Origin of the sequence: Streptomyces europaeiscabiei (assembly GCF_001550375.1) — a bacterium.
Classification (GTDB): domain Bacteria; phylum Actinomycetota; class Actinomycetes; order Streptomycetales; family Streptomycetaceae; genus Streptomyces; species Streptomyces europaeiscabiei.
Map to the genome: position 1 here is coordinate 1 of NZ_LRTR01000150.1, position 3,959 is coordinate 3,959.

Sequence of the window (3,959 nt, forward strand, 5' to 3'; positions counted from 1 at the left end):
GGCGTCGGCCGTCCGGGCGAGCAGGTCGGCGTCGGCCGGTACGGGGGCGTCCTCGTCGTCCAGCGCGGCGAGCGCGCGGGCGATCCCGGTGGTCGCGGGCCCGGCGCTGTCCAGCCACCAGGACACCGCGGCGGCGTAGGTGCCCGGATAGAGCGCCGCGCAGGTGTCCGGAAGGGCAGCCGGGAAGGCCTCGGGGGCGGCGTCACGGAGGTCGGACAGCAGGGCGCGCAGCAGCAGGGGGCTGCTCGCGCACGCACGTAAGCAGGCGTCCACCCAGTCCGGCGGGGCGTCGCCGTGGACGGAACGGACCAGCCGCGCCCCGGCGTCCGGGCTCAGCGGGGCCAGGGTGCGGGTGTGCACGAGGGCAGGGGAGAGGGCGTGCGCGAGACCGTCCGCCGGGGGGTCGATGTCGTACTGGCTGCGCTCGGTGACCACCAGGAGCACCGGCAGCCGGTCGATGCGGCGGACGGCCTCGACGAGCCAGCTGCGGGACGGTGTGTCGGCGAAGTGCGCGTCGTCCACGGCGACGAGCAGCGGGGACTCGGCCGCGTAGGAACGCAGCAGTCGCCACAGGCGCGCGGGCCTGCCCCGGTGCGGCTGGGTGCCGGGCGGGTCCGGTGCCTCGCCCGCGGCCTGGTCGAACTCCGGCCCGTGGGCGAGGAGTTGGAAGACCGCGCCGAACGGTACGGAGCTGTGGTCGGGTGAGCAGCGGGCCCGCAGGACGCGCATGCCGTTGGCCGCCGCGTGGTCGGCGGCGGCCTCCAGGAGCGCGGTGCGGCCGGTGCCGGTGGCGCCCCGCAGCAGTACCAGGCGGCCGGAGCCGGTCCGGGCGCGGGCGGCCTCGGCGGCCAGCAGCTCCAGGGGCTCACGGCGTTCGAGAAGCGGTTCGGGCGCGCACATCGCTGTCTCCTGTCGTGACTGTCATGGAGTGTCATGCACTGTCGTGGACTGTCGATATCCGCTTCCGTAGACGGGACACGGACCGTTCCGGAGCACCGGTCGCGGACGTTCGGCGGGAAAGCACCGCGGCCGGTCGCCCTGTGGTGAATCTCGTGGTGTGTCTCGTGGTCCTCCACGATTGCGCAGCGCACACGACACACAGAAGGGTGAATCGAGCCCATCGGCCACTCCCCTCACAGGAGCGGCAATTTCGTGCATACGGGAGAAACGGTTGCGCAGCACATTCCGGACCGCGGACACGACGGCGGCCACGGCCGACGTCACGGCGGAGCACCAGGAGCCCCGGAGCCGTGTCCCGGTCGTGGTCCACACCCTCGACCCGCTCTCCCGCGCCGGTGTGCTCAGCCAGTTGCGCGGGCACCCGGTGATCGACCTGGTGGACGACGCCCAGGTACGGCCGGGCACCGTGGCCGTGCTGGTCGGGGAGACCCCGGACGAGCCGCTGCTGTCCGCGCTGCGCCGGATGGTGCGCAGCGAGGGGGCGCGGGCCGTCCTGGTGGTGAGCCTGATCCGCGAGACCGAACTGCTCGACGTCATCGAGTGCGGGGTCGGGGCCATCGTGTGGCGCCACGAGGCCACCGCGCACCGGCTGTCGCAGGCCGTGCTCGCGGCCTCGCGCGGGGACGGTGATCTGCCCGCCGATCTGCTCGGCCGGCTGATCAACCAGGTGGGGACGTTGCAGCGTTCCGTGGCCGGCCGCACCGGGGCGCCGCTGTCCGGCCTGGTGCCGCGTGAGATCGACGTCCTCCGGCTCGTCGCCGAGGGGATGGACACCGGCGAGATCGCGAGCAAGCTCTCCTACTCCGAACGCACCGTCAAGAACGTGATGCACGGGCTCACCACCCGGCTGCATCTCCGCAACCGGGCGCACGCGGTGGCCTATGCCCTCCGGGAAGGCTACATCTGATCGAACGGGCAGACCCACCGGGCCCGCTGGGCAGGACACCGTGCCCCCTCGTCGTCCCCGGCGCGTCTGGAAGGGCGGCGCCGCAGCGGACAGGATCGACGGACAGGCACACGACACAGCAGGAGCACGACCGTGATCCACGAGGTGGACGAGGTCCTCAAGGGACTGATCGGCGGTGGTGCCCTGGCCGGCTCCGGCATCGACGTCTCCTTCGAGGCGCCGACCCGAGACTGGGCGGCCCGGCGCAACGCGCCCGCCGTCAACACCTATCTGTACGACATCCGCGAGGACGTCTCCCGCCGCCAGCGCGGCCACATGCCGGTCCGCGACGAGCGCGACATCGTCGTACGCCGTCGGCAGCCGCCCCGCTGGTTCCGGCTGTCGTACCTGGTCACGGCGTGGACCAAACAGCCCCAGGACGAACACCGGCTGCTCTCCGCGGTGCTGGCCACGCTGCTGCCGCACGAGCTGCTGCCCGCCGACGAACTCCCTGGCGCGCTCGGCGCGCTGGGCCTGACGCTGCCGCTCTCGGTGGCGGGACTGCACACCGAGTCGCGGTCCCTGGCCGAGGTCTGGTCCGCGCTGGGCGGCGAGATGAAGCCGTCCCTCGACCTCGTGGTCACCGTCCCCTTCCCCGCCTTCCCCGAGTACGACGCCGGTCCCCCGGTCACCGAGGGCGCGGCGATCCGCGTACGCGGTATGGACGGCTCCCTGGAGGGCTCCGAGGAACGCGCGCACCGGCCGGGGCAGTTGGCGTCCGCGCCCACCTCCGGAGAACCGCAGGGCCGTCGGCCGACGTCCGCACCCGGCACCAGCACCAGCACCAGCACCAGCACCAGCACCGGAGAACGGCAGCGGTGAGCACTCACGCGACTCCCGGCTCGCTGCCGGCCCTCACCTCCCCCACCACCGACGCGCTGCTCCTCCGGCTCGCCCGACTGCGCGACCGTGTCGCGGAGTTGGTGGCCCAGCGCAGTGCCGGGGATCCCACGGCGGGTGATCCGCTGCGGGGACTGTACGTGTCCGAGGAGGGCGTACGGCATCTGCTGGGGCCGTCGGCCGGGTCGTGCGCCCCCGTGTTCGAGGACTTCGAGGCGGCTGAGACGCCCCCGGACGGTCCGCTGGAGCGGCTCGCGGGGCGGCTCGGGCTCACCGAGCTGGACACGCGGATCCTGCTGATCGCCCTGGCACCCGATCTGGACCGCTCCTACGAGCAGTTGTACGGGTATCTGAACGACGACGTCAGCAGGCGCCGGGCCACCGTCGGGCTCGCGCTCGATCTGTGCGGGCTGCCCGTGCATCTCGCTCGGGCGCGGGCCCGGTTCCTGCCCTCGGCGCCGCTGAGCGCGCTCGGGCTGCTGACCGTCGAGGAGACCGAACGTCCCTTCCTCGGCCGGGTGTTGCGGGTCCCGGACCGGCTGGTCGCGCATCTGCTGGGCGACGACACGCTGGACGCGGGGCTCGTCGGTCATGTCCGTCAGCTCGCGTGGCCGTCACCGTCGCCGTCGTCGCCGCCGGCGTCCCTGGATACGCCTCTGTCCTCGACCGCGCCTTCGTCCTCGACCGCGCCTTCGTCGTTGTCTCCGTCCCCGTCCTTGCCTCCGTCCCCGTCGTTGTCTCCGTCCCCGTTGTCTCCGTCCCCGTCGTTGTCGTTGTCCGTGTCCGTGGAGGACGGTGGGTTCACCGCCCGGCTGGCCGCCCGGCTGGCCGCCGCCCCGGTCACCGTCCATCTGCGGGAGCACCGTGAGGGCGACGGGCTCGTGCGGGCCTCGGCGGCCCTGCGTGCGGCAGGGATGGAGGCGCTGCACTTCACGCCCCCGGCGGCCCAGGACGAGACGGCCGTGCTCCTTCCCCGGCTGCTGCGCGAGGCCCGGCTGCGCGGTTGCGCGGTCGTAGTGTCGCCGCTGCCGGAGAAGCCGGATCCGCTGGTCCGGGCCCTGACGGCGGCCGACGTGTCCGTGCTGTTCACCGGGGCGCAGCCGTACGACCCGCAGTGGTGCGACCGTGACCCGCTGGTCCTCGACGTGCCCCGGCCGCCCTCGGGTGCCGTGGACGCCTGGTCGGCGGCGCTCGGCGCCGGGGCGGACGGGCC

General features: G+C 73.6%; 3 protein-coding genes and 1 pseudogene. 3 read left to right on the forward strand and 1 reads right to left on the reverse strand.

Going from position 1 to position 3,959, the window contains the following annotated elements; translation table 11 throughout:
- A partial coding sequence (locus AWZ10_RS06810; protein WP_159058223.1) for an AAA family ATPase occupies positions 1–900 on the reverse strand: 900 nt, incomplete at its 3' end.
- A gap of 271 nt (positions 901–1,171) precedes the next feature.
- Here AWZ10_RS06810 and AWZ10_RS06815 point away from each other — a divergent pair.
- The 3 genes and pseudogenes from AWZ10_RS06815 to AWZ10_RS06825 form a co-directional block, all read left to right on the forward strand.
- The gene (locus AWZ10_RS06815) at positions 1,172–1,867 is read left to right on the forward strand and encodes a helix-turn-helix transcriptional regulator (RefSeq protein WP_046708758.1); all 696 of its coding nucleotides are present in this window, start codon (positions 1,172–1,174) and stop codon (positions 1,865–1,867) included.
- A gap of 132 nt (positions 1,868–1,999) precedes the next feature.
- On the forward strand, positions 2,000–2,728 hold the full coding sequence (locus AWZ10_RS06820; protein ID WP_046708757.1) for a Pvc16 family protein: 729 nt from the start codon (positions 2,000–2,002) through the stop codon (positions 2,726–2,728).
- A pseudogene (locus AWZ10_RS06825) lies at positions 2,725–3,959 on the forward strand (ATP-binding protein); the annotation flags it as partial. The gene AWZ10_RS06820 and the pseudogene AWZ10_RS06825, both read left to right, overlap by 4 nt.